At 48.0% G+C, this 19,735-nt stretch carries 11 protein-coding genes and 3 pseudogenes; 8 read left to right on the top strand and 6 right to left on the bottom strand.

What is annotated here, in order from left to right; all coding sequences use genetic code 11:
* Positions 1-705: 705 nt before the first annotated feature.
* The 5 genes from DFO56_RS10355 to DFO56_RS24950 all read right to left on the bottom strand — a co-directional run bounded on the left by DFO56_RS10355 (position 706) and on the right by DFO56_RS24950 (position 6,041).
* Positions 706-2,595: a fibronectin type III domain-containing protein gene (locus tag DFO56_RS10355; protein ID WP_045509523.1), complete on the bottom strand. Its 1,890-nt coding sequence runs from the start codon at positions 2,593-2,595 to the stop codon at positions 706-708.
* A 214-nt stretch (positions 2,596-2,809) separates the two neighbouring features.
* Positions 2,810-3,556: a hypothetical protein gene (locus DFO56_RS10350; protein WP_045509521.1), complete on the bottom strand. Its 747-nt coding sequence runs from the start codon at positions 3,554-3,556 to the stop codon at positions 2,810-2,812.
* Positions 3,557-3,657: 101 nt separating this feature from the next.
* On the bottom strand, positions 3,658-4,440 hold the full coding sequence (locus tag DFO56_RS10345; RefSeq protein ID WP_016495795.1) for a hypothetical protein: 783 nt from the start codon (positions 4,438-4,440) through the stop codon (positions 3,658-3,660).
* Positions 4,441-5,310: 870 nt separating this feature from the next.
* Positions 5,311-5,871 carry a disulfide bond formation protein B gene (locus DFO56_RS10340; RefSeq protein WP_045509516.1) on the bottom strand — a complete coding sequence of 187 codons (561 nt, stop codon included), beginning with the start codon at positions 5,869-5,871 and terminating at the stop codon, positions 5,311-5,313.
* A gap of 11 nt (positions 5,872-5,882) precedes the next feature.
* The gene (locus tag DFO56_RS24950) at positions 5,883-6,041 is read right to left on the bottom strand and encodes a DUF5993 family protein (protein ID WP_233500395.1); all 159 of its coding nucleotides are present in this window, start codon (positions 6,039-6,041) and stop codon (positions 5,883-5,885) included.
* Between the two features lie 1,093 nt (positions 6,042-7,134).
* Between DFO56_RS24950 and DFO56_RS10335 the strand changes: the two genes are divergently transcribed.
* Positions 7,135-8,343 carry a DUF1624 domain-containing protein gene (locus DFO56_RS10335; protein ID WP_045509513.1) on the top strand — a complete coding sequence of 403 codons (1,209 nt, stop codon included), beginning with the start codon at positions 7,135-7,137 and terminating at the stop codon, positions 8,341-8,343.
* A 22-nt stretch (positions 8,344-8,365) separates the two neighbouring features.
* Here DFO56_RS10335 and DFO56_RS24940 read toward each other — a convergent pair.
* Positions 8,366-8,579 (bottom strand): annotated as a pseudogene (locus DFO56_RS24940) (IS3 family transposase); the annotation flags it as partial.
* A gap of 663 nt (positions 8,580-9,242) precedes the next feature.
* On the opposite strand from DFO56_RS24940, the pseudogene DFO56_RS10330 reads away from it, so the two are divergent.
* The 7 genes and pseudogenes from DFO56_RS10330 to DFO56_RS10300 all read left to right on the top strand — a co-directional run.
* A pseudogene (locus DFO56_RS10330) lies at positions 9,243-9,614 on the top strand (tyrosine-type recombinase/integrase); the annotation flags it as partial.
* A 9-nt stretch (positions 9,615-9,623) separates the two neighbouring features.
* A pseudogene (locus DFO56_RS10325) lies at positions 9,624-9,924 on the top strand (transposase); the annotation flags it as partial.
* 278 nt (positions 9,925-10,202) lie between these two features.
* Positions 10,203-11,108, top strand: a complete 906-nt coding sequence (locus tag DFO56_RS10320) for a YafY family protein (RefSeq protein WP_045509508.1) — start codon at positions 10,203-10,205, stop codon at positions 11,106-11,108.
* The gene (locus tag DFO56_RS10315) at positions 11,108-14,386 is read left to right on the top strand and encodes a helicase-related protein (RefSeq protein ID WP_045509504.1); all 3,279 of its coding nucleotides are present in this window, start codon (positions 11,108-11,110) and stop codon (positions 14,384-14,386) included. The genes DFO56_RS10320 and DFO56_RS10315 overlap by 1 nt, the downstream gene beginning before the upstream one ends.
* Positions 14,383-15,084 carry a DUF4391 domain-containing protein gene (locus DFO56_RS10310; protein ID WP_045509501.1) on the top strand — a complete coding sequence of 234 codons (702 nt, stop codon included), beginning with the start codon at positions 14,383-14,385 and terminating at the stop codon, positions 15,082-15,084. Before DFO56_RS10315 ends, DFO56_RS10310 begins: the two co-directional genes overlap by 4 nt.
* Positions 15,081-17,783 (top strand): ATP-binding domain-containing protein, encoded by a 2,703-nt coding sequence (locus DFO56_RS10305; protein WP_045509495.1) that lies wholly within the window; start codon positions 15,081-15,083, stop codon positions 17,781-17,783. The genes DFO56_RS10310 and DFO56_RS10305 overlap by 4 nt, the downstream gene beginning before the upstream one ends.
* Before the next feature lie 74 nt (positions 17,784-17,857).
* A complete protein-coding gene (locus DFO56_RS10300; RefSeq protein ID WP_045509493.1) occupies positions 17,858-19,735 on the top strand; it encodes a site-specific DNA-methyltransferase in 1,878 nt (625 codons plus the stop codon).

Genomic DNA, 19,735 nt, shown 5'->3' with positions numbered 1-19,735 from the left:
GTGCCGATGTGTTCCTTTCGACAACAGCATGAAAGCCTGGTAACCGGCAGCAGAATTAGCGTTATCCGATTCCAGAGCTTACTTGCGCAATACTCTTCGCTGTAAATAATCGAAAGGGTTTTGATTGAAAGCCCGTGCAGACAATAACAAAAAACGTCTTTTAATCATGATGGGTGAATTGTGGCATCCGACCCGGGCTAACACCGCTGGTGTCAGAAATCCGGCCCCATAAAAGGAGGGAAAAAAGCGGTTGCGGGTACTTTTCCCTCCTATACTCTGGCGTAGCTGTTCCCTAATTTGTGAAATTCGCTTTCACCCAAAAATATCATTTTGCTATATGTACTAACTGCTAGTGGTGTCAGGTTTAATAATAGACATATGTCGTTAACAGTATACCTTGCGAGGTTTTTCATGCTGGGTATGAAAGTTTATTAGGCTTACATCTTCTGCGACGGATTATAAATCAACTGGTTATACATTAAAAAACAAGTGAAATGATTGGCCATCCATTCCTGAAATAATTAAGAGAGTAAACAGTATGAGCAGTGATCGTGCGTCGTTCAGGTGAAGTATATTTCCTGTTCCGGCCGAGCCATGTTAAATGGCGTTTATGCATTATGGCGCTGCCAGAGAACACTTCAGGATGATCACAGCTTGTGGCGGGGTAGTATAAAACGGGGTCGTTACCGACCCCGCAGAGAGCACTCAGGAGAGGATTTTTGCAAAAGCTTTGGCGAAAGCATAGTTTTCCTGACCAGTGATCAGCGTACTGGTTGGTTTACTGTTCGAGTGCATATTGCCATGTTCGTCGATGGTATCAGGTGCAAAATCGCGTCCCAGAGACCAGTTACTGACTTGATGCAGATTATTGGCTTTGGAAAATTCAGCAACTTTAACTGCATCCTCAAGCGTGAATACTAACGGGTCAGTGTCATTGTGGCCGATCATCGGTGTCACAACGATTTTTGAATATGCTTCGGCATCGGTATAACCCCAAATCGCTTTTAGCTGATCTTTGGTGGAGTTAATTGCCTGAATAGCGTAATCCCCCTGATTGCCGGCAAAACTTGGGCCGTAATCCATCGCCATAATATTAACGTAAGGGTGTAATTTATTCGCTGCTGCACTAGTAAGTACATCCAGGCCAGCCTGAACTAATCCAGTCGGTAATACAGGCAGCGTGACACTGACTTCCAGATATGGAATGGCCTTCTTAGCTTGCACAAATGCCGGGAATGCAACATTGCTATTATAAAAACCCTGGGTTTCAAAATCGAGATCGATCGTTTTTACACCGTAATTATTGGCGATATTGACATATAACCCGGCGAGATCATTAACGCTCCATGTGGTGGAAAAATCCACGCCGGAAAAACCACCAAAAGAAAATATGGGTTCACCACCTGCGTTATTAATTAAATCTGTCAGCGGCTTGATGGCCTTGAGTGGAAAACTACTGTTGCCCCAGACCGGATTTTTCGGGTTGGCGGGATCCTGCACAAGGAAAGCGAGATGGAACTTTTTGACGCCAAACGCGATCGCATCACTGATAAAATCCTGGTTGAGTCCAGGGGGCGTTGTTGCCCATTTAGCGAATATGGTGACATCAACATAGGGTGCAAAATCAGTGGCGCCTGAGCCTGTCGAGGGTTTACCGGAAGTCTTGCCATTAATTGCAGTGCTCCTGGCTGACTGGTTGCCTGCGTTATCGACAGCAAAGACACGGAAGGTATAAAGGGTGTTTGGTTTCAGGCCGCCGATGGTGGCTGACGTTGTTGTCACGGTAACGGTCTGCGATGAAGCTCCTGGTTCGGCGTAAGACACCACATAGTTTTTTACGCCGCTACCGTCATCGGTAGAGGCATTCCATGCCAGGGATATGGCATTGTGCGCAATACGCGTCACATGCAGGTTAACCGGAACGCTGGGGGCGGTGGTATCTGGCGAAACGGGCCGGGTCAGCACGCTGATGCTGCCAGTATTGTCGGATACATTGCCTGCGGCATCATAGGCCTGTACCGAGATTGTATATTGCGTATCTGCGCTAAGACCATCGAGGATAGTGGTGTTGTTCGGTACGCGTTTAGTATGCCTTCCGTTGGCCCAGCTCCAGGTGACAATATAGCCGCTGACGCCTACATCATCGGTGGAGGCGTTCCATGAAAGAGCAATGGTTGAGCTGGTGGTGCCGGTGGAAACCAGACCTGTCGGTGCTGAGGGGGCTGTGGTATCTGGCGTATCGCTGTCTCCGGCGAGTACACCATTTACATAATAAGCGATCGGTAAAACATTAGCGCTTAAGCTACCATTACTGGAACCGATATTGACAATAAAGCTGACCGATTTGCCATTAGCGATTGGTGTCAGGTAGTTCGCTAATTGCCCGGTAATATGTGTCGTACTTATCCCCGTTTTCTCGATGTTCAACCCAATATTGGTAGACGGCTGAACGCTTTGCGGCATATCGAAGCTAATTTTCACAGGGCTGTTAATGGTTTTTCCAGTATTATTGAGAAGTGTTATTTTAAGCGCCCCCGACCATGCGGAAACTGATGCATATTTCGCGGTGAAAGAGACGTGAGTTGTATCAGACATTTGTATTTCTCCATGTATTTATTGTGAATTCTGTTTCAGGTATATCCTGCAGGTAAAACAAGAGTGCTTACACAGATAACTATCAAATAAGCACTCTGCTTTTATTGGTTAAACAGTTGGATTGTCCTGTTGCTAATAAATTTTAATAAGCGTCGCCGTCGTTAAAATAATTAGCATGTCAGAAAGGGGATTAGTATGTATTATCGTCAGGCAATCACATTGCTGTATCCATTGGGATATTTGCTATCAGATATTCCGGGCGATCGCCAAGCTTTGTAAGAATAGGTTGTCTTAGCTGGTTGTAAATATCTTCATTTAATTTGAGTCCCAGTTTGTATATATCTATGGAATAGCCTTCTTGCCATTTCATAAAACCCTCAACATCACTGGTAAAGTGATAAGCAAGCATCAGAACAATGATTTGCGGCGAATTTTGTACATTCAGCGTTGGTGTCACAATGAAAAGGCCGTCACTATATTTGTGCGGATTGATAGCCGCGGATTCCCATAAGGTAAAAGCGGGCGAGGTCAATGTGAGGTCTTGCGCCGCGTGAATACTCGCGCCTGCCAGAGGCTGTGTCGCGTCGGGAATATGCTGATTCACTAACGCAGCCCAGTCGACAGGTGCTGAAAGCTCAATGGATTGACTGGCAAAATGGAGCATATTCCAGCCTATCGTTGCAAGCACACCCGTAAAACTTTCCTGCCAGCCCTGAGTGGCAGAATGCCGGTTAAATTTCTTATCTGCCGCAAGTTGAGCGAATAACAGAGAATGGCTCACATCATCCCGCTGTTGGCTGGAGAGGGCTTTATCAAAAGAGAGCACAATACCTTCGTTAATTTGCGCATAATTATCATCATCTGAACCAATCGCCGGGTCAGGACAGCGGGCGGCAGATTTAAGCGTTTTTTCTCGATCTGTTAATTCAGGAAGCGTGATGGAATTCAGGAGTGACAACATAAATTAACCTCGCAATGTATCGCAAGTATTATAGGTGGTCGTCCATAACATGGCTTATTACTTCATCATGGACGACAGAGTAAAATAACCGTATTTCGATATCAGATTTCAATATTTGCAATCATATCGATTGCCCGATCACCCAGTTTATCAATAACGGCCTGGCGCACCCCCTTATAAACACCTTCGTTTAAGACGAATTTATTTGCCGCGCGTTGAATTTTGATCGAGGTGGATTGCCAGGTTACCCACAAAAAACGCCCCTCATTGCGCTTCGCATCAAATTGCATACCATCAAGCATCATTACCACATCGCCATTTGGTAACAGATCTGCCGGGAAAATTTGAAAATTACCGGTGTTTTCCGAATTTGATTTCGCATCCCAGATAAGCATTTGCTTTGAGGTATCGCTCAGGCTGGATAACGCCTTCATTGCCGCTGCCACTAATGCAACCTCACCGACAGTAGCGATTTGCGCGATGATCCCCAACACAGCCTCATCCAGTTTTACGGTACTGGCACCTGACGTATAGGTATCAAACGCGAAAGCAGGTTGGTTCCAGCCAATTTGGCCCAGTACATTGACATAAAAACGATACCAATCCATGGGCGCAGTATAACGGTTGCAGTGTTTATCCGCCGCCAGTTGAGCGAACAGTGTTGAGTTCTGCACATCTTGTTTATTCTGCCCATCCAGACGTTCGGTAAATGAGATGAGGCTGCCGGCATTGACTTGTGCAGATACTTTATTATCAGTCAGCATGGTTTTTCTTTTTGACTGACCATGATCCGGTACCCCCTTTAGACGTTCCAGTAACGGTGCCAGATCGGCAGTGGTTTCAATCGGTGTTTTAAGCACAAAATCCAAAGCGTTAGTATTCATATTATTTCTCCACTCAAAGTTCCAGGTGTGTATGCTATAAAAATTACTGTGTTTCATTGATATAAAAGAGAATGCCGCCAGGTAATCAACGAAAATGTTGCTTATTAGTGGCTTGTATATATTTCAGTGCTTCCTGCGATATAGAACGAATTTATAGTCGTTATATGAGGTTTTTTAATTTCCTCTAAATATAAATCTAATGGAAGAAATATAAATACGAACGCATCTGATATCAATACGGCAAATACGGCAGGGTAAATTACGGAGCCATATGCGCTGTGTTTATCGCATTAAATATTGATGGTAACGCGAACTATATTGTGTGACGTGACGAGTTAAGTTGCTATGAAATGAAAAATCCACGCAATAGCGTGGATTTTATAGGCTTTTGTGTTGCTTATGAAGTTTGACTAAACACCATGAGATAAGACATCTTATTTGACGCTAAAACATAATTTGTATGATATTTTTATTAATTTTGTTGTTTATTTGCACTTATTGCTATGCTCATTTTTGAGTTAGGTCGCATGCGCCATGCTGCGGTCTCAGGTTCGACTCCGGTTATCGCACCATTTCAAACTGTTCGTGTGCCTATCGGAACCCACTCAAAGCACGTATATTGCGGTTTCTGGACCGTATCTTATCTCCTGTTATTCAAGTATCTGTAGGTGTAACGACCTGCGTTTATAAATGATCAAACCTGCATGTATCTGCGCCGGGCTGCATTCCATTACCCCATACCCCAAATAACTGAAAATCACTGTACTGTATGTCTACAAAAAATCACAGTTACTCCAGAATAATTTGGTAAGGGGATAGCAGCATTAGATAGAGAAAATTAGTCAGACCATTATCCGAAATAGAAACACGCTACTTGGATAATAATTCATATATAACCGGGTTATCAGCACATTGCCCACCCCCGCATTCCAGTACAGTTGACACAAGGTTGGCTGAAATCAGTAGCAGGAATCCCCAACTGGCAATGCGGAACAACGCCGGTGGCATATTTAATGGCCGAATCGAACTATTCATCTCACTGATTGCCAGAACTACCGCAGTGGCAGCAATAATCACAACTGATGTAACCAGAGCCCAGGTATAAAAATGCAACCCAAGAAATGCAGAACCATATCCTTTGTCGCCGGGCAGAATATGTAAAAACATTTGCCGTGATGCCATTATTCCTGTCAGGATACTGCCAATAATTACCATCCCGTAATGCAGGTTTCGTAGTCCAAAGTAGATGTTAAATAAAAAACCGAAACCAGCGATGATGAGCCCAATTCGCTGTAACAGGCAAAGTGGGCAAGGCAATTCATGCATAACGAGTTGATAATAAAAAGCTATAACCAGAGAAACGCATATTCCAAGAAGTCCCACCATATTAACCAGGTGTACAGCCGTCATTGGATGAGTTTGGGTTTTCATAGCATAGCTCCTTAAAATGATAAACTCAGTGGATCAGTTACATGGTGAATGAATGATAAAATTGTGATGATCAATAAAGCTGCCCAAAGGATGTAACTGGTTTTTTCCTTTCCGGTTATGGCAGCCAGGATCACACCCAATCCAATCAAAAATGGCAAAAACATGAACATAAATATTTCCTCTTTATGTCAATTGATAAGGGAATGCTGTGTTGTCGTACCCACATATGAACGAAAAGATGCTATGTCAATCTGGAATGCTTTGAATTGTCAGGGATACGACCGTTTGTGTAGTGATCACCTCCTTTTTTCTGGTTACGGGTATATTCATGAAGATATAAGAAATACCTCTTTAGCTAACGCTATAACAAGTAATATTGATTATGCTACAAAATATATTTTCCCATGCTTACTGCAATCAGAAACAATACCAGAGACATCATTGAGTCCCTGGAGGTGTTAACCTTTGGATAAAAAGTAAAATAACCCAGGAACACCAAAACTCTGAGATACAGAGTAGCTTATACCGAGAACATAGAATAGGCCCATATTTGTGTTATTTCGAAAAAGATCCTATAGCGTTGAGCTGATGCGTGTGCTTCGCAAAGGCCAGACCTCAGTATTATATTATGGTGACCTTCCTGGTGAGCTGCTTCTGGTTAGCAGATGTTTTTGAAAGGTAGGGTATTTAAATGAGAAAAAGCGACCTCATCGCGAATTTTGCTACAATGTCTTGAATAGAGTCTAAATTTGAGTTTTTTACTTTCCCCCCCTCCTGGGGAAATGGTTTATCTGCAGAAACAATTTTTGGAATATACAATATTTCAAAAAATTGAAAGGTTATTACATGTCATATTAAAAACCGCCCAAACTGTCCGATGTGAAAAATAAAAAATCAGAATTTTCTAGCAAAAGTGAGTTTTTTGGATGCTATCCTTTAATTGTTTCAATCAATGATTTATTAAGTATCAGAAATCTCTATGCTAAATAAAATATCATCTATATTCGTTTGTGCTGTTTAGTCCCTGATTGTACAACCTACCGTGTTTAAAGAATCTGTTTTTAGTAATCAACGACGCTCCAGCGGACAGGATTATATTATATATGGAAATCATTAACATAGAAAAATATCATGAATATTACTTTAGATGTATTTTTTCCAGAGGAATTGTCATCTTGTTAAAGAACAACTCATTTAGAAAACGGATAAACCCCGTATTAAACCGCTACCCTTGGCAACTTATCCAGCCTGCGGGGTGATACCATGGATACTATAGGAAATTCAGCAATCCTCCCCTCAGGAGGTAACCAGAGCTATTCATCAAGATTGAGATCTATTGATTTTTTACGTGGTTTAGCACTTATTTTAATGGTGTTAGATCATGTGCGCACTTTATTTTGCCCTACAGAATTTGACCCAACCGATTTATCTCATGCATCCATATCCCTTTTTTTGACCAGATTTATTACTCACTTCTGCGCGCCTGCATTTATTTTTCTGGCAGGTGTTAGTGCGTATTTGTATGGTCTGAAGCGTACTCGTCAGCAGTTATCTGTATTCCTGTTTAGTCGAGGGGTATGGTTGATTTTAATAGAGGTAACCGTTGTCAGTTTTGCGTGGAAGTTTAACTTTGATAAGTTTGTTATTATACAGGTTATTTTTATTTTAGGGTTTTCAATGATTTTGCTTTCTGCATTTATTTGGTTATCAAGATTATTTCTACTGACATGCGCTTTGGTCGCGTTTTTTGGTCATAATCTAATGGATACATACGCAGCGCCGGACGGATTCTTTAAAATTATCTTTCATATCTTGCATGTACAAGGAGATATATATATTGGCTCATGGGCTGTCAGGGTCTTTTATCCAATAATACCCTGGTTTGGTATGATTTTTTTAGGATATTATTTGGCACCATGGTTTTTACTGCCAATTAAGTTAAGGGTTAAACGGTTCTTTATTTTAGGTCTAATTTCACTGGTTTGTTTTTGTGTGTTAAGGTGGTTTAATATTTACGGCGATGCCAACCACTTTACTATTAAAGGGAATGACCTCACCTACAGTATACTTTCCTTTTTAAATGTAACAAAGTATCCGCCTTCATTGCTTTTTATTATGCTCACGTTAGGTGTTTTTTTTATAGTATTAGCTGCAGTGGAGAAATGGCAACCTAAAAACAACGGGGTTATTTTATGTTTTGGTAAGGTGTCTTTATTTTTCTATTTGGTGCATCTTTATTTAATTCATATATTTGCAAGCATTTATTCACGTTTAATATTAAATTCGCCAGGCGGTTGGTGGCTCCATTTTCCAACTTCAAATACAGATGAAAAATGGCCGGCTAACTACAGTCCAAATTTGTTATTAGTATATGTTGTGTGGTTGTTGTTAATTATTATTATTTATCCTTTATGCTCCGCATATCAGAAATATAAAAGTACGCATAATTATAGATGGTTATCATATATTTAAGATGTAAAATTCAATAGACCTACTTGTGATTAACGTAAATACCTTCACGCTGCAGAAGCTCCCGGATACGCCGGTAACCAAAGCGGCGGCGTTCAGGTGCCCGTTCAGTGACGTGCGCGGATAACTGCGCATCAGCAGCCAGCCGGACGCTGAACCTCATTATGGCATGTTGACAGGGATAAACCGGCTAGCCCGCTGGAACGATGTTACGACAGGCCCGTTGCCTTACTCATGACTTCCTGCCACAGGTGCAAGCATCTCTCGTCGGCGCATTTTGGTGGTTTCTGCCCGGTCTTTTATTTGCAACCATTCTTTAGCGAGCAGCTCAAAGGTGTTAGATGCGTCATTGACCTTGCGGATCTAGCGGGTTCTTGTCTATTTCTTATAGCTTTATTGCACTCACCCAAGATAAGAATGGAAACTGATTGTACGCACCTCACCTATGTATTCATTTCAGACCGCGCTTTCATGCGACAATACGGAATAAAAAAATCCACGCAAGTGCGTGGATTTTAGAGGGTTTTGTGAGATTTATGAGATGTTATGACACCTCATGAGACAATAAAACTAATTAGACGTTGAACCGTGACTTTTATTGTATTGTATTGATATTTATTGTTTTAATTTCTACCTATCTTTCATTATACTCATGCTTGTACTCATTTTGGAATTCGCTCGCTTTCGAAATGGACAGTTCGTATGTTCAACTCCATAATCGGCACCATTTCAAACTTTTGCCAAGTCTACCGAAACCAACTCAAAGCCCGTATACGACTAGTTTCTAGCCCGTACCTTATCTTTTGGTATCAACTGGATTCAAATCACAGTTGGGGGCATAAGTGGGGGTATTCTGTTTTCGGTCCAGGGATATGCCCCTAATAAAGCTAAACGCATGACAGATAGACACTGCTAAACCCGTAGAGAAAGCCTATAAGCTGGCAGAAGGTGCTGGTTTGTATCTTGAGGTTATCCCTTCGGGTTCCAGATATTGGTGGATGAAGTATCGCTTCAATGGAAAAGAGAAGCGTATGGCTTTTAGTGTCTATCCGGCAGTCTCCCTTGCACAAGCGAGGACACTACGTGATGAAGCCAAGAAAAAGCTGGCCGAAGGAATCGCCCCATCTTTTGCCAAGAAAGAAGAAAAGCTGGTTCGCGATGTGCAGCTCGACAACACGTTTCAGCAAGTGGCGCTTGAATGGCACGGAACGAAGGTGAGCCGATGGTCTGAAGGTTATGCCTCCGACATTATCGAAGCTTTCAATAAAAATATTTCCTCTATATATGTGCGCAATCAGTGGGATGTGCTGTGCTACTACAGCGATGATGGTCTGGCAGAGCCTGTTAACAACGCCGCAGAACGTGCATTACGTGCCGTATGTCTGGAAAAGAAAAACTATATTTTCTTCGGCAGCGCTTAAAGGAGGTGAGCGAAGAGCACCGCTATATAGGCTGATCGGGATATGCAGGCTGAATGGTATCGATCCGGAAGCTTGCATCAGATATATCCTGAGCGTTCTGCCTGAGTGGCTTTCTAATAAAGTGGCAGAACTTCTGTCATGGAACGTAAATCTCCACCAATAAATGGCTGTCAATACGGTACTCACTTTATGCTTACAAATAAGTGGATAAGGGCAAATTACCTGAGGGTCGATAGGGCATTGGGCAGCAAGGTTTCATAGTTGGATGGCATCAATCTAACGATATAGAAACATCAGCCAATACGATGACCGTCTACGTTTGAGATATCATTTCTTGCCGTTATATATGTATTAATGCATGATTATCATCAATTTGATTATAACCATGGCACTTTATGGATTACCGTATAAATATTCATTTTTTCCCTATAGTGATGATTCATGCCTAGTTCCCCTTCTAAGCGGCTTGAGGACTTGAGTCTGGTCCAGCGCGAGCGGCTGGGCTACATTGATTTTCGGCTCTACTTCTTCGGTGAGATCGGTCGCCCAGATCTGATTGAGCGCTTCGGTGTGGCTCCAGCAGGGGCGACACGCGATTTGGCTTTGTACCGGGAAATTGCGCCGCATAACATCACCTTCGATGGTAGCAACAAGATCTATCGCATCGGGCAGGAGTTCTCACCGTTGTTCGAGCACGCATCGCTGCGCGTTCTATCGGCGCTGTCTCTCGGTTTTGGCGATGGAGTGAACGGCTCAATGCAGGCGCTGCTACCATGCGAATCCCCCGCAGCCCTAAGCATTCCCAAGATGGATGTGTTAGCCACGATTTGCCGAGGTATCCACGCTAAGCGACCCGTCGCCATCCGCTACCACTCGATGAGCAGCGGCGAGTCCGAGCGGGTCATTGTGCCCTTTGCCTTGGTTGATACCGGCCTGCGCTGGCACGTCCGGGCCTTTGATCGCAAGAGTCGAGAGTTTCGGGATTTCGTCGTCACCCGCATCGAAGCACCAACATTGCTCGACGAAGAGCCACAAGCCAACGAACGACAGGATAACGACATCCAGTGGACGCGCATCGTCGAGCTGGATTTCGTGCCGCACCCGAGCGTTGAGCGGCCCGATATTATCAAGATGGACTACGGGATGAGAGATGGTTCGATCAGGATGCGCGTTCGTGCTGCGGTGGTGGGCTATATGTTGCTGCGCTGGCGGGTAGACTGCTCACCCGATCATTGCCTTCGTGGACCGGAGTACCGGTTATGGCTCAAAGATCATCTCGCAATTTACGGTGTAAAAAATGCCTTACTGGCACCAGGCTATAGCGCCACTAAGAAGGCTGACTATTAATGGAACTGATCGACAATATCAACCGCCTGCTCGGAGACGACCTAAAGCAGACGCTCAAACCTGGTGCTCGCCTGAAGATCGCCGCCTCCTGCTTTTCGATGTATGCGTTCGAAGCGCTCAAAGCAGAGCTGGAAAAAATCGACGAACTGCAATTCATCTTTACCTCGCCGACGTTCACCGCCAACGAGGTTACTGATAAGATTCGTAAGGTGCGCAAAGAATTCCACATACCGAAGGCTGACCGCGAACAGAGTCTGTACGGAAGTGAGTTCGAAATTCAGCTACGCAACAAACTGACCCAGCGCGCAATTGCAAAAGAGTGCGCGGACTGGATGCGGCGCAAGGCAACATTCAAGTCCAATCGCAGTAAGGCACCGATGCAGCAGTTTGCTTGTGTTCAGGCCGCCGCCGCAGAGGCTGCCTACATGCCATTGCACGGTTTTACAGCCGTCGATCTCGGCTACCAGCAGGGCAACGCTGTCTCCAACCTCGTCAACAAGATGGACGAGCCGACGTTTACGGCGACCTACCTCAGTCTGTTTAACCAGATCTGGCAAGACCCCGAGAAGCTGGAGGATGTAACCGCGCAGATTTGCGACCACATTGCGTCCGTCTACCAGGAAAACTCGCCCGAGAGCATCTACTTCCTGATGCTCTACAATATCTTCAATGAGTTTCTGGACGACATCAACGAGGATGTCCTGCCAAATGACCGCACAGGCTATCAAGACACGCTCATCTGGAACAAACTCTTCAACTACCAGAAAGATGCTGCCACCGGGATCATCAACAAACTTGAGAGCTACAGCGGCTGCATCCTGGCCGACAGCGTGGGCTTGGGCAAAACTTTCACCGCGCTGGCTGTCGTAAAGTATTACGAACTGCGCAATAAGTCAGTTCTGGTGTTATGCCCCAAGAAACTTGCTGACAACTGGCTGAACTATAACCGCAACCTCAAGACCAACATATTTGCTCGCGACCGGTTCAACTACGACGTGCTTTGTCATACTGACCTCAGCCGTACGAGCGGTGAGTCGTTCGGCACACCGCTGAATCGCATCAACTGGGGCAACTACGACCTCGTCGTCATCGACGAGTCGCACAACTTCCGCAACAATGACGCCTATAAGGACAAGGAAACCCGCTACCAGAAGCTGATGAACAAGGTTATCAAGGAAGGCGTGAAGACCAAGGTGCTGATGCTTTCGGCCACCCCGGTGAACAACCGCTTCAATGACCTGCGCAACCAACTGGCACTGGCCTACGAAGGCGATTCCGAAAATCTCAGCAAGAAGCTGCGTACCGGCAAGACGGTAGAGGACATTTTCCGTGGTGCGCAGGCCAGCTTCAATGCATGGGCAAAGCTTCCACCGGAAGAGCGCACAGCGCGGGCCATCCTGGACTCGTTGGACTTCGACTTCTTCGAATTGCTCGACAGCGTCACCATCGCACGCTCGCGCAAGCATATACAGACTTTCTACGACACCAGAGAAATAGGCCAATTCCCCGAGCGCCGCAAACCCTTGTCGTTCCACTGTCCGCTCACGCAGCGAACGGATGTGATGAGCTTCAACGAGATCTTCGAGCAGCTGTCTTTGCTCAAGCTCGCCGTTTATGCCCCGATCAGCTACATCCTGCCCAGTCGGCTCAAGAAGTACGAGGAGATGTATGACACTCAGGTCGCAGGCAAAGGCAAGCTTAAGCAAGTCGATCGCGAAAAGAGCCTGCAGGCATTGATGACGACCAACCTGCTCAAGCGCTTGGAAAGTTCGATTGAGTCCTTCCGCTTGACGCTCCAGTCCCTGCGTTCGAATCACACGAATACGCTGGCCAAGATCAGCACTTTCAATCAGACTGGCGACCTCAGTGGCATTGGCAGCAGAATCAATGACCTGACCGACCAGTTGGAAAACCTCGACGCGGACGACGACCTGCCCAGCATTGGCGACAGCGAGATCGGTGGCAAGGTCAAAATCAGCCTCGCCGATATGGACTTGCCTTCCTGGGAGCACGAGCTGAAGGTCGATCTAGAAATCATTGATGCCTTGCTTACGTCAATGAACAAGATCACGGCTGCCGATGATGCCAAACTGCAGCATCTCAAAGCACTGGTTTTAGAAAAGATCGCAGCACCGCTGAATCCTGGCAACAAGAAGGTGCTAATCTTTACCGCCTTCGCCGATACCGCTGACTATCTGTATGCCAATTTGGCTCCGGAATTGCTGGCCGCACAGACCTTGCACAGCGCGAAAGTTACCGGCAAAGGTGCGCCGAAGTCCACGCTCAAGAAGAGCTACGACTTTCAGGAACTGCTCACCCTCTTCTCGCCGCACTCGAAGGAGAAAGCCATTGTGCTGCCGAATGAGGCGGCAGAAATTGACTTGTTGATCGGCACCGATTGTATCTCTGAAGGCCAGAACCTGCAGGACTGCGACTATCTCATCAACTACGACATCCACTGGAATCCTGTTCGCATCATCCAGCGCTTCGGCCGTGTGGATCGCATCGGCTCACCCAACAGCAGCATCCAACTGGTTAACTACTGGCCAGACATCTCACTCGACGAATATATCAACTTGAAGGAACGGGTTGAAAGCCGGATGATGATTGCTGATGTCACAGCCACTGGTGACGACAACGTGCTGAGCGCCCAAGCCAATGACGTATCTTATCGCAAAGAGCAATTGCGACGTTTGCAAGAGGAAGTGATTGAACTGGAAGACCTGAAAACCGGAGTGTCGATCACTGATCTCGGGCTCAATGACTTCCGAATGGACTTACTCAACTATGTGAAGGCTAATGGCGAAATGAGCAACGTGCCAAGCGGGATGCACGCCGTAGTGTCTGCCAAGCCGGAGATGGGCCTGCGCCCGGGTGTGATCTTCACGCTGCGCAACCGGAATCCAAGCGTCAACGTCAGCCAGCATAACCGGCTGCACCCTTATTACCTCGTCTACATTAATCGCGAGGGTGAAGTCATTCACGATCACACCGAAGTCAAACGCTTGCTGGATCTGGTACGCACCTGCTGCAAAGGGCAAGCCCAGCCTATTACAGATGCCTGTCTCCTGTTCAACATGGAAACGGCCGATGGCCGCAATATGCAGGTGTATTCGGACCTACTTGGCAAGGCCATCCGCTCAATGATTGAGGTGAAGGAAGAGAAGGATCTGGACAGCCTCTTCTGCGTAGGTAAGACCACTGCGCTGGTCAATACCATCGCCGGGCTGGACGACTTCGAACTGCTCACCTTCCTTGTAATTCAGGAGGCCGGATGAGTCAGCCCGTCCAATTTGAGTCGAGTACCGCATTCATCAACTACCCGAAGCAGGCCGTCTTTGGTCGAACCCTGCCAAAGAATAAGATCTACGAACACAGCGGCGCCAATACAAGGCTGAAGGACTTGTTCGTCGAGCAGGTGGAGCAGATCGTCTGGCAATACAAGTTGGCCCCGGAAACGATCAACCTGCACGCTAAGCCGGGAGTACCAGAGCTTCAGATTTTCTCGATCCAGCTCAAGACATCGGAGCTGAATCTGGACGTATTGCGTTGCATCGATGGCGCGGTGCAGTTTCCCATCATCTTCGAGCTGAGCTTTGATGGCCGAACAAAGGTGATCGCTGCGTACAAACGCCCCAATGAGTCAGACGCCAGTCGTTGGGTCTTGAGCGGCTACTTTGCGTCAGCTTGGTTGCCGAGTGACTGTGAGCGCGCCGCCATGCCCTTAGCACTCGACCTGGGCGGCTTGTATGAGCAGATGCTTCACCGCCTGATCCCCACGCCTGCGCGCCTACAAGAAAGTCTCGCGGACTTGGTCACACGTGTCGAACTGGTTGCAGCCAAGCAGCGTGAGGTTGAGAAAGCCGCCAGTAGGCTTGCCAAAGAAAAACAATTCAACCGCAAAGTAGAGATCAACGCGCACTTGCGACAACTTAAAAACGAACTTGAAGAATTGACAGGGAGAGAGAGTGCATGACGCAGAGCCTGAATGACGAGTCAAGGAAACATATCGAGGAGATCGCTGGTGAAGCGTTGGTGCAACTCGAAAGCATCGCTGAAACCGCCAGGGGCAAGCTGCACGATGGGCGGACATTGGGCTCAGAAGCGTTGGCAAGTATCAATACGATGACATCTAGCTCGGCTATTCAGAACCTCGGTCAGATTAGCCAAGTGAATAGAGAGAGCTATCAGACCTTGGCATCTGAGCCAGCCATTGCTCGTGTCGTTGCTGAGGACGACACAGGAAATCGACAGACGTTCTATATCTGTAGGGCAATTCTTTTAACAGGATTTATCAATCACACTAGTTATCGAACAGAAAAAGGACGACTTGCATCCCTACCTGTTGGAGCAGAGCTGGAGCTCAAAGATGGCAGTTATTTAACCGTCATTGAGCGAGCGCATCTTCGCCCCAATGCGCTTGCCGATGGATGGGACTCTCGTGACACCGTCGTTGAAGCCGAGCATTTCGGGCCGTTCACCATCGAGTCGCTGCGTGCGCTGCTGACTGAGGTTGCGGGGGAGGAAGTCACCGAAGACATTCTGGGCCAATTGCTGGCCGAAGAGACCGCCAAGGCCAACATCATCGACGGCGTTCGCCGCAGCGTTATCACCAAGATGGGACTGCGGGATCAGCCCATCCTCGATCAATACCAGGACGAGATTTTCCGCCTCCCGCTTGACAAGCGCTTGTTGATCCTGGGCCCGCCAGGTACTGGCAAGACGACCACTCTGATCCGCCGCCTCGGCCAAAAACTCGACACCGCCTACCTGGATGAAGGCGAACAACGTCTGGTTGAAACAATCGCCTCAGCCCAAGGCATTGCGCACGCCAACAGCTGGCTGATGTTCACGCCTACTGAATTGCTCAAGCAGTACCTCAAGGAGGCATTTGCGCGCGAAGGCGTTCCCGCCTCGGATCAGCGCATCAGAACATGGCAAGACTATCGACGCGAGCTGGCCCGAAACGCATTCGGCGTCCTCAGAACGGCTTCAGGTGGAGGTACCTTCGTCCTGAAAGAGGGACTGGCCAGCCTGAATGATTCCGCACTAGAGCGGCCCATTCAATGGTTTGACGATTTCGATGCATGGCAGCGCAAGACCTACGTGCAGGAGCTGCGTGAAGCTGCAGCACAGCTCCACGATGCCAAAGCTCCCGAAGTCCTAAGTCTCGGCGCACACCTGCAAGACATCTTGTCGCGGGCGGCCGATGGCACGCTGGTTGCAATGTTTGGCTCGCTGGCGGTGGATATTGCCAAAGTACAGATGCTCGTCAGCAGTCTCAAGGAAGGCTCTGACGCCAAGATCAAAGCCGCACTCAACCTGCAGCTCAATCGCAACCGAGCTTTTCTGGATGAGTTAGCCCGCATGATCGACAGCCTCCAACAAGCGCAAGCGACTGAAGCGGACGACCAGGACGACCCGGATGCCGATGAAGAAGAAGATACCACAGCATCCCGCACAGGTCGTACCGCCGCGCTCAATTCCTACATGCAAGCGGTACGCGCCCAAGCCCGAGCAGCAGCATCCAAGCGCACAGTCAGCAAAACCTCTCGCAATGGCAAAATCATCGAGTGGTTAGGGGAGCGTGGTCTGACAGAAGCGGATCGCGTTGAGGTGGGTGCAAGCCTTCTGGTGCAGGCCAGTGCACGCCGCTTCGTTAATCCGGTCAAACGCTACCTCGAGGGCATCCCGAAGCGCTACCGTGCATTCAGGCGCGAACGCCAACCGGCAAATACCTGGTATCGCCACGAAGGCTTTGAGGCGCGCGACATCCATCCCCTGGAGTTGGACATCGTACTGCTCGCGATCTTGCGCACCGCAGGCGATCTGCTCAGTCGGCCCAACATTCAGCGCGACATTGATAGCCCCGCCTGGTCATCGCTCCAGCCCATTCTGGGGCATTACTGCAACCAGATCCTGGTGGATGAAGCTACTGACTTCTCGCCCATTCAGCTTGCGAGCATGGCGGCGCTGGCGCATCCACGACTGCGCTCATTCTTTGCCTGTGGTGACTTTAATCAGCGCCTGACCACTTGGGGCGCACGCTCTGTAGACGATTTGAATTGGATCTTTGCGGATTTCGACATCAAGGAGATCACGGTCTCCTACCGGCAGAGCAAGCAACTGAACGATCTGGCTCGCGACATGATCCGCGCCGTCGGTGGCCCCGAGCAAAACGCCAACTTGCCTGCGCATATGGACAGCATGGGCGTTGCGCCAGCCTTGCTGGAGCACGCGACCAACACAGAAACCATTGTCGGTTGGCTGGCGGATCGCATTCGCGAGATTGAGCGCTTTGTCGGCCAGTTGCCATCCACCGCCATTTTTGTGAACACCGAGGACGACGTTGCTCCGGTGGCCGAAGCACTCAACACAGCCTTGGCGGAGCACAACATCCAGGTCATCGCCTGCCGAGAGGGCCAGGCTGTGGGGCAGGAAAGCAACGTGCGCGTGTTCGATATCCAGCATATTAAAGGCCTTGAGTTCGAGGCGGTATTCTTTGTCAGCATTGACCAGCTCGCCACGCTGCACCCGGCACTGTTCGACAAATACCTGTACGTCGGCACCACCCGCGCGGCCACCTACCTAGGCGTGACCTGCCAGGGCAGCTTGCCATCCGCCATCGAAAGTCTGCGCCCGCACTTTTGCCAGGACTGGCAACAAGGCGGCTGAACCTACAAATACGAATTCGAATTGTGAGCCGCTATGCTTTTCTATAAAAAGCATAGCGACCAGAGGAAAAGAACATGGAAAAGCTAAAAATGCATTCACCCAATCTCACGCAGGACAACATTGCCCGCATTCGCGATCTGTTTCCGGGCTGCGTCACTGAAGCTAAGGGCGAAGACGGCAGCGTGAAGCTGGCGGTGGATTTTGACCAATTGCGGCAGGAACTGGCCGATTCGATTGTCGAGGGGCCACAGGAACGCTATCACCTAAATTGGCCTGGCAAGCGTGAGGCGCTGCTGACGGCCAATACGCCGATTGCCAAGACGCTACGCCCCTGCCGCGATGAAAGCGTGGACTTCGACATTACAAAGAACTTGTTCATCGAGGGCGATAACCTCGATGCGCTGAAGTTGCTGCAGGAGACCTATCTCGGCAAGGTCAAGTTGATCTACATCGACCCGCCGTACAATACAGGGCGCGACTTCATCTATGACGACGACTACAGCGCAGATGTCGAGGGTTACCAATTGGCCTCTGGCCAGGTGAATGAAACCGGCGGAAAACTTGTGGCCAACACTGAAGCCAATGGGCGCTATCATTCTGACTGGCTAAGCATGATTTACGCACGTCTTCGATTGGCTCGTAATCTGCTAAAGGATGATGGCGTCATTTTTATGTCTATCGACGATAACGAGGTGGACAACTTGCGCAAAGTAGCCAGCGAAGTATTTGGTGATGAGAACTTCGTTGCGCAAGTTATCTGGCAGAAAGTGTTCTCTCCAAAGAACAGCGCACGATGGTTCTCGGAAGATCACGACTACGTTCTTGTTTATGCAAAGAATGGCGACAGTTGGAGCCCCAATCTTCTGCCACAAACTGACGACATGATTGCTAGGTACAAGAATCCTGACAATGATCCTCGTGGCGTATGGCAATCCGACAACCTTACCGCACGCAACAGATACGATGCGGGACTCTATTCAGTTAAGTGCCCCTCTGGCCGCGTTATCGAAGGGCCACCGAAGGGAAGCTACTGGAGAGTGAGCGAAGCAAATTTCAAGAAGCTTGATGTGGATAATCGAATTTGGTGGGGTGCTGATGGTGACAACATGCCCCGCCTAAAGCGATTTTTAACTGAAGTCAAACAAGGTAAAACGCCACAAACCCTTTGGTTTTACAAAGAGGTGGGCCACACGCAGGACGCGAAAAAGACGTTGCTTAAATATGTTCAATTCGAAGAGACCGAAAATGTTCTTAACTCAGTAAAACCAGTTGAGCTACTGCAGAGAATCCTGCAACTTGCGACGAGCCCAAGCAGTGACGATATTGTTTTGGACTTCTTTAGCGGAAGCGCCACAACCGCCCATGCCGTTATCAAACAAAACGCCGAGGACGGCGGCAATCGGCGATTCGTTGCCGTTCAGATTGCCGAGCCACTCCCTACGCCGGAGCCTGCAATGGCTTCGATATTTGAAATGGGTTTGAAGCGGGTGCGCAATGTAGCAATGGAGCTGCGTCAGCAATCCAGCACGAGCCAGCAGGATCTAGGCTTCCGAGTGCTGAAGATCGAGTCTTCCAACATGGCCGACGTTTATTACTCGCCTGACGCGCTTGACAATGCCAAGTTCGATCTGTTCGTTGACAATATCAAGCCCGACCGCACACCTGAGGATCTGCTGTTCCAAGTAATGCTGGATTGGGGCGTCGATCTGGCCCTGCCTATCGACAAGCAGTCCATCCAAGATAAGGAAGTATTCTTTGTTGAAGGCAATGTGCTTGCTGCGTGCTTCGATGCCAGTGGCAGTATTGACGAAGCCTTTGTGAAGGAACTGGCCAAGCATCAGCCGCTGCGTGTCGTGTTCCGCGACGCGGGATACAAGAACAGCGCTGTCAAGATCAACGTTGAGCAGATTTTCAAGCTCTTGTCGCCCGCTACCGAAGTGAAATGTATCTGA

Origin of the sequence: Kosakonia sp. AG348 (assembly GCF_003337365.1) — a bacterium.
In the GTDB taxonomy this organism is placed as follows: Bacteria; Pseudomonadota; Gammaproteobacteria; order Enterobacterales; family Enterobacteriaceae; genus Kosakonia.
This window is presented reverse-complemented; position numbering and strand designations above follow the sequence as displayed.

Bases quoted from the DNA above. Each gene is read 5' to 3' on its own strand.
- DFO56_RS10355 (WP_045509523.1), bottom strand. From the start codon at position 2,595: ATGTCTGATACAACTCACGTCTCTTTCACCGCGAAATATGCATCAGTT.
- DFO56_RS10350 (WP_045509521.1), bottom strand. From the start codon at position 3,556: ATGTTGTCACTCCTGAATTCCATCACGCTTCCTGAATTAACAGATCGA.
- DFO56_RS10345 (WP_016495795.1), bottom strand. From the start codon at position 4,440: ATGAATACTAACGCTTTGGATTTTGTGCTTAAAACACCGATTGAAACC.
- DFO56_RS10340 (WP_045509516.1), bottom strand. From the start codon at position 5,871: ATGAAAACCCAAACTCATCCAATGACGGCTGTACACCTGGTTAATATG.
- DFO56_RS24950 (WP_233500395.1), bottom strand. From the start codon at position 6,041: ATGTTCATGTTTTTGCCATTTTTGATTGGATTGGGTGTGATCCTGGCT.
- DFO56_RS10335 (WP_045509513.1), top strand. From the start codon at position 7,135: ATGGATACTATAGGAAATTCAGCAATCCTCCCCTCAGGAGGTAACCAG.
- DFO56_RS10320 (WP_045509508.1), top strand. From the start codon at position 10,203: ATGCCTAGTTCCCCTTCTAAGCGGCTTGAGGACTTGAGTCTGGTCCAG.
- DFO56_RS10315 (WP_045509504.1), top strand. From the start codon at position 11,108: ATGGAACTGATCGACAATATCAACCGCCTGCTCGGAGACGACCTAAAG.
- DFO56_RS10310 (WP_045509501.1), top strand. From the start codon at position 14,383: ATGAGTCAGCCCGTCCAATTTGAGTCGAGTACCGCATTCATCAACTAC.
- DFO56_RS10305 (WP_045509495.1), top strand. From the start codon at position 15,081: ATGACGCAGAGCCTGAATGACGAGTCAAGGAAACATATCGAGGAGATC.
- DFO56_RS10300 (WP_045509493.1), top strand. From the start codon at position 17,858: ATGGAAAAGCTAAAAATGCATTCACCCAATCTCACGCAGGACAACATT.